Annotated in this window: 7 protein-coding genes and 1 pseudogene; 4 read left to right on the top strand and 4 right to left on the bottom strand. The window is 33.0% G+C overall.

Features of this window, described 5'->3' with window-relative positions; genetic code table 11:
- Positions 1-78: 78 nt before the first annotated feature.
- A complete protein-coding gene (locus EAI80_RS11490) occupies positions 79-810 on the bottom strand; it encodes an MIP/aquaporin family protein (RefSeq protein ID WP_129982147.1) in 732 nt (243 codons plus the stop codon).
- 168 nt (positions 811-978) lie between these two features.
- Between EAI80_RS11490 and EAI80_RS11495 the strand changes: the two genes are divergently transcribed.
- The 3 genes from EAI80_RS11495 to EAI80_RS11505 are packed head-to-tail and all read left to right on the top strand — an operon-like array spanning position 979 to position 3171.
- Entirely contained in the window at positions 979-1434 is a 456-nt protein-coding gene (locus EAI80_RS11495; protein WP_129982148.1) for a peroxiredoxin, read from the top strand.
- Positions 1431-2165: a peroxide stress protein YaaA gene (gene yaaA, locus EAI80_RS11500; RefSeq protein WP_129982149.1), complete on the top strand. Its 735-nt coding sequence runs from the start codon at positions 1431-1433 to the stop codon at positions 2163-2165. The genes EAI80_RS11495 and yaaA overlap by 4 nt, the downstream gene beginning before the upstream one ends.
- The gene (locus EAI80_RS11505; RefSeq protein ID WP_161220350.1) at positions 2158-3171 is read left to right on the top strand and encodes a CapA family protein; all 1014 of its coding nucleotides are present in this window, start codon (positions 2158-2160) and stop codon (positions 3169-3171) included. The genes yaaA and EAI80_RS11505 overlap by 8 nt, the downstream gene beginning before the upstream one ends.
- Before the next feature lie 22 nt (positions 3172-3193).
- Here EAI80_RS11505 and EAI80_RS11510 read toward each other — a convergent pair whose 3' ends face one another.
- Positions 3194-4060, bottom strand: coding sequence for a radical SAM protein (locus EAI80_RS11510; protein WP_129982151.1), 867 nt, complete (start codon positions 4058-4060; stop codon positions 3194-3196).
- A 255-nt stretch (positions 4061-4315) separates the two neighbouring features.
- Complete coding sequence (locus EAI80_RS11515) at positions 4316-5251, bottom strand: GTP-binding protein (protein WP_129982152.1); 936 nt, start codon at positions 5249-5251, stop codon at positions 4316-4318.
- A 176-nt stretch (positions 5252-5427) separates the two neighbouring features.
- On the opposite strand from EAI80_RS11515, the gene EAI80_RS11520 reads away from it, so the two are divergent.
- Positions 5428-5889, top strand: a complete 462-nt coding sequence (locus EAI80_RS11520) for a linear amide C-N hydrolase (RefSeq protein WP_238634592.1) — start codon at positions 5428-5430, stop codon at positions 5887-5889.
- 82 nt (positions 5890-5971) lie between these two features.
- On the opposite strand, the pseudogene EAI80_RS13525 reads toward EAI80_RS11520, so the two are convergent.
- Positions 5972-6152, bottom strand: a pseudogene (locus tag EAI80_RS13525) (hypothetical protein); the annotation flags it as partial.

The following is a 6152-nucleotide window of genomic DNA, read 5'->3' on the forward strand; positions in this document are numbered from 1 at the left end:
TTTTGGGTTTGGATATACGAAAAAGAGCTGTAACGCTCAAGGTAGTAGTAAATACTACCTATTCGTTACAGCCCCTTCTTAGAAAATGTTGAAATATAATAGACAAGCACAGATACTTGCACAAATTGGAGCAAGTACTGGTACCCATGCATAATCCCACTGAGAAGTTCCCTTGTTCTTGATTGGTAAGATTGCATGTAAGATTCTTGGGCCTAAGTCACGAGCTGGGTTTAAAGCTGGACCAGTAGGACCACCAAATGAAGCAACTAATGCCATAACTAATAAACCAACACCGATGAAACCAGCACCCTGATTACCATGTTCGAAAATTGGTGAATGAGTAATAGATAATGCACAGAAGAATAAGATAAATGATCCGAAGAATTCGTTTAAGAAACCATTGAGCTTATTGTTTGTTGCATCAGTAGTTGAGAATGTACCTAAGATTGCTTCAGGATTTTCTGTTGAATCATAATGAGGCTTGAAGCAAAGATAAACAATGAACTGACCTACGATAGCACCAGCAAACTGTACTAAGATGTAAGGTAATACTTCAGCTAATGGTACATCACCTACAACAGCAAGACCAATAGTGAATGCTGGGTTAATATGGTTACCAGAAATTTTACCAATCATAAGAGCTGGAATCATAACGGCCATACCATAACCGATTGCAATGACGATCCATCCACTGTGGCTTCCCTTTGTTCCCTTTAATTCCACGTTTGCTACTGAGCCGTTACCAATCATAACCATGATTGCAGTACCAAGGAACTCAGCAATGAGACGAGTAGTTAATGAAAATGTCATAATTGTCCCCCTATTTAATATTTAATTGTGTTTAATGACAAATGGATTATAAAACCTGTATTTCAATGTGTCAACATGTTTCTAAAATGTTAATGCTTACAATCGTTTTTTATGCATAGGTAGCACATTATTTTTATTTTTGGTATAATGCATAAAGGAGGTTATATTATGTTAGAGATTAATACAAAAGCACCTTCTTTTAATCTACCAGATGAAGAAGGCAATATGCATACTTTAGAAGAATATAGAGGTCATCGTGTGATTCTCTATTTCTATCCTAGAGATAATACACCTGGATGTTCTAAACAGGCATGTGGATTTAGAGACTTGTATCCTGAATTCTTAGAAAAGGATGCAGTGGTAATAGGAATCAGCAAGGATTCTGTAGCAAGTCATAAGAAGTTTAAAGAGAAATATGAATTGCCTTTTACTTTACTGTCTGACACAGAAAAGAAGACAATTATGGATTATGATGTATGGAAAGAAAAGAAGAATTATGGAAAGGTAAGTATGGGTGTTGTAAGAACAACTTACTTAATTAATGAAGAAGGAATCATCATTAAAGCCAAGGAAAAGGTAAAGACTACAGATAATCCTCAAGAGATGCTTGAGGCTTTATCATGAAGATTATTATGAGTCCTGCTAAGAAGATGAGAAGCGACGAGGATGCATCTATCACTCCTACTACACCTTGTTTTCTTAATGAGTCTTGTATATTAGAAGAAAAGCTTAAGAGTATGCCCTATGATGAGTTAAGAAGATTGTGGAAAACTAATGAATCATTAACACATCAATGTTTTGAAGAGTTACAGGAGCGTCAGTTCAAACCACTGACATGTGCAATTCATGCCTATGATGGGATTGCGTTTAAATATCTTCATCCTTTTTCTATGAGTGATAGTGAAAGAGATTATTTAAACAAGCATTTACGTATTTTATCGGGGTTGTATGGGGTTTTGACTCCTACTGATGGAATTGTACCCTATCGTTTAGAAATGGGCGTTAAATCGCTTAATTTGTATGATTTTTGGGGCAGTAAGATTTATGAATCACTTGATGATCATGTGATTATTAATCTTGCATCTAAGGAATATTCTAAATGTATTACTGATTATTTAAAGAAAGATGATCAATGTATAGAAATACAGTTTCTAAGAAATATTAAAGGAGTACTCAAGCAGCAGGCAACATATGCGAAGATGGCTAGAGGAGCGATGATCTCTTATATGGCTAAAGAAAAGATAGAAAATATAAAGGACTTAAAGAAGTTTAATGATTTAGATTTTGTATTTGATGAAAAGCTGTCTAATGATCATTGTTTTGTATTTGTACAAGGGAGAAATGAAAATGAATAAGTTTTTAAAAGGTTTTGTATGTGCACTTCTTGTATTAAGTACTGGATGTGCTAAAGAAGAGAAGAAAGAAACACCAAAGAAGACTAAGAAAAAGACAGAAGAAACAGCGCAGGTGACTCATACTGATATTACTATGTCTTTTGTAGGTGATATGACTTTAGGTAATTATGCAGGCCAGGCATATGATGGGTCTTTTGATCAGGAATATGCGAAACAGGGTAATAATCCTGATTATTTCTTAAAGAATGTCAAGAGTGTTTTTGAACAGGACGATTTAACTATTGCGAATCTAGAAGGTCCTTTAACCGATGAAGAGAGTCATGTTATTAAGTCATTCCCTTTTAAAGGTAAAAAGGAATATGCAAAGATTTTAACTAATAGTAGTGTTGAAGCTGTGACAGTCGCAAATAACCATTCTATGGACCGTTATCAAAAAGGAATGGATGATACTAAAGCAACTCTAGATGAGTATGGTGTAGGCTATTTTGGATATTCAAAAAGCTATATTAAGGAAGTAAAGGGTATTAAGTTTGGTTTTCTTGGTTATGCATTTCCTAATGCTGTATCAGATGATATGAAGAATACGATTACTGAATTAAAGAAAAAGACTGATTTTGTGATTGTTTATTATCATTGGGGTATTGAAAGAAACTATAGTCCTACTCAGGGGCAGAGAGATTTAGCACATGCAACTATTGATGCAGGGGCGAATATGGTCGTAGGTAGTCATCCTCATGTATTAGAAGGGATTGAAACATATAAGGATTCCCCTATTGTTTATAGTTTAAGTAACTTCTGTTTTGGTGGTAATAGAAATCCAAGTGATAAAGATTCTATGATTTACCAGCAGACATTCCACTTTACTAATAAAAAGATCACGAGTATGGAACATAAGATTATTCCATGTATGATTTCTTCTGTAAAGTATCGTAATAACTATCAGCCTATTATTGCCACTGGACAGGATGCAGAGCGTATCTTAAAGAAAGTTAATACAATACAGTAAAAACTGGACTGCGGTCCAGTTTTTAGATGAAATCTAATAAATCTAATCTATGATCTTCATATGTACGAAGATAGTTAAATATTTCTTCATGTTCATGCATGATACCATTTTCTTCACACACTTGATGGAATATACGCATCAACTGCTTATTTTGTGGACTAGAGAGAATATAGCTATTTCCATACTTATGGATATACTTTTCTTTCAGTCCTGGAAAGTGTTGATCTAGCTTAGAATAGAAAAATTCTCTATTGCCTTCTCTTAAGGTAACACCCATACCAAAGCATATAATTCCTTTCACATAAGCCTTAATACAGTAATCAAGTATCCCTCTTAAGTTTTCTTCATTATCATTGATAAACGGAAGAATAGGTGTCAACCAAACAATAGTAGGTATACCTTCTTTTTGAAGAGTGAGTAATGTTTCAAAACGTTCTTTAGTTGTTGAAACATTAGGTTCTAGCTTTTTACATAGTTTTTCATTATAAGTAGTGAGAGTCATCTGAATGACACATTTAGAATGTGTCTGAATGGATTTCAGTATATCCAAGTTTCTTAATACACGTGATGATTTAGTAATGAGCGTAACTCCAAAACCATTTCTATCAATGATTTCTAATGCGCCTCTTGTATACAACAATTGATCTTCTAAGGGAATATAAGGGTCCGTCATAGCCCCCATGCCAATCATACAGGGTTTTCGTTTCTTTTTCAAAGAAGCACCTAAGAGTTCTAATGCATTCTCTTTAACTTCTATATCTTCAAACAAGTGATCCATATGATAGCAGTCACTTCTAGAATCACAATAGATGCATCCATGCAGACATCCTCTATAGAGGTTCATTCCATTGCTGGAAGATAATATACCTTTAACCTTTTTATAATGCATATTACTCCTTTTCTAAGCAAATACGACAATTTGTATAATGAATTTCTTTTAAAAAAATCATATAATAATGTCGGAAAGAGATTTCCCACTCTTTTCTACCCTTCGAGGTCAGCAACCATTCCCTTCTTAGCTGACCTTTTTATTTATTATTTACATAAAATTGGTTTATTCATTACCTTATATCAATATAATACAAGTGATGAAGATATGTGATCCCCACCATATTCTACATATATCCGCTTCATCAATTACCAGCTATGCTGGTTTTTTTATATATTCTTCTATCTTTTCTTTATTTAATGATTCACCAATGACAATAATGATTTCCTGACCTTTCGCAATTGTTTCAGTAGTAATCTGATCTTTTGACGCATTAAGTTCTATCCATTGATCATTTTCTGGTATAAAGCCTTTGATTCTAAATACTTTGCCACACTCAGAATCATTAAAAATAGATTGAGTTGCATGAATCAACTCTTCTTTAGTAATTGCTTGATTCATAAAAAACATAGTAGAGAAAGCTTCTTCTTTCTTAAAGAACATCTTAATAAAGCCTTCTAATTCATAACCAGAATGAAGAATAGAATTAAAGTCATCATTATTGAGTGTTTCTAAATCAAGGCAGTCTTCTTTATTAAATCTTCTTTTACATTTAATTAGAGACATTGTGTTATTTAAGTGTGTGATTGTGTTATTGATTTCTTCTTCTGTGGCTTCACTAGAGCGACTGAGAATGATTTTACCAGCATCTGCAACCTGACAGCCTAGTAAGTAATCTGATTGCTTAGAAAGGTTATTTTCTAGCTTAGAATTCACTAAAGCAATCACATTACCAATCTCATACCATTTATCTAATGGTTCTTCATGAAGTACATCAAAGAACTCATCGACATCATAAATACCTGATGGTTCTACTAGTATCCTATCAAAACCTCTCATACCCATAGAAATGAGTTTTGTCTTAAAACGGCGTCTATGACAGTCTAAATCTCCTCCACCAACAACCATTTCTAGTTCACATTGGTCACCTAATTCTTCTTCTAATACCATCATATCTACATTAATCGCACCAAAATCATTTTCCAATATTGCGATATGCAGTCCTTGATCAATTAAATACTTCGCATATTTCTTAATAAATGTTGTTTTACCTGATCCTAAAAAACCTGTAATTAAATCTACTTGTACCATAAGTTCACCTCTTGATTTTATTATATGTTGATATAATATTTTGTCAAACAGTTCACATTAGTCACATATAATAGACATAGAATACTCTTTAGAAAGTATGTGTGAATTATGTCAAACCATGGACTTAACATGCCTATATGTTTGTGTTAGGATTCAGATTAAAGGGGGCAGTGATTATGTGTACTGCTGCATGTTTTAAAGATAAGGATTGTTATTTTGGAAAAAATCTAGATTATGCGTTTTCTTATGGTGAACAGATTGTTGTAACACCTAGAAATTTTGAGTATGGTTTTAGATATACAGATGAACCATCTTACAAATATGCCATCATTGGAATGGCTCATGTCAGCGATGGATATCCATTATATTATGATGCAATGAATGAAAAAGGATTAGGTATGGCTGGACTCAACTTTGTAGGAAATGCCTATTTTAATCCTGTAGTTAAGAATAAGACAAATGTTTGTTCTTTTGAGTTTATTCCTTGGATCTTATGTCAATGTGAAACTGTTGAGGAAGCCATTCATCTTATTAATGAAATGAATTTATGTGATACACCTTTTAGTGCATTATTCCCACCTGCTTCACTTCATTATATGATCAGTGACTCAAATAAGACTATTACTGTAGAAGTGTGAAATAAAAATCAATCAAAACGTATAAAAAAGACAAACTTAAAAATAAGTTTGAATAATTTAGAAAAAATAGAATAATTGAATATTATGGTTTAGTTAATTTAGAAACGTCAAAACCTGATTTCTTAAGAAACTCTATCGCTGATTCTTCTGTTAAAACTTGTTGCTTTATAGGTGGCTTAGGATTTTTAAATGATTCATAATCTGAAGGATTAAATGTCTCTCCAGTAAGAATCATATGGTATATACTGACAAGCATCATTCTT

Origin of the sequence: Catenibacterium sp. co_0103 (assembly GCF_004168205.1) — a bacterium.
Classification (GTDB): Bacteria; Bacillota_I; Bacilli_A; order Erysipelotrichales; family Coprobacillaceae; genus Catenibacterium; species Catenibacterium mitsuoka_A.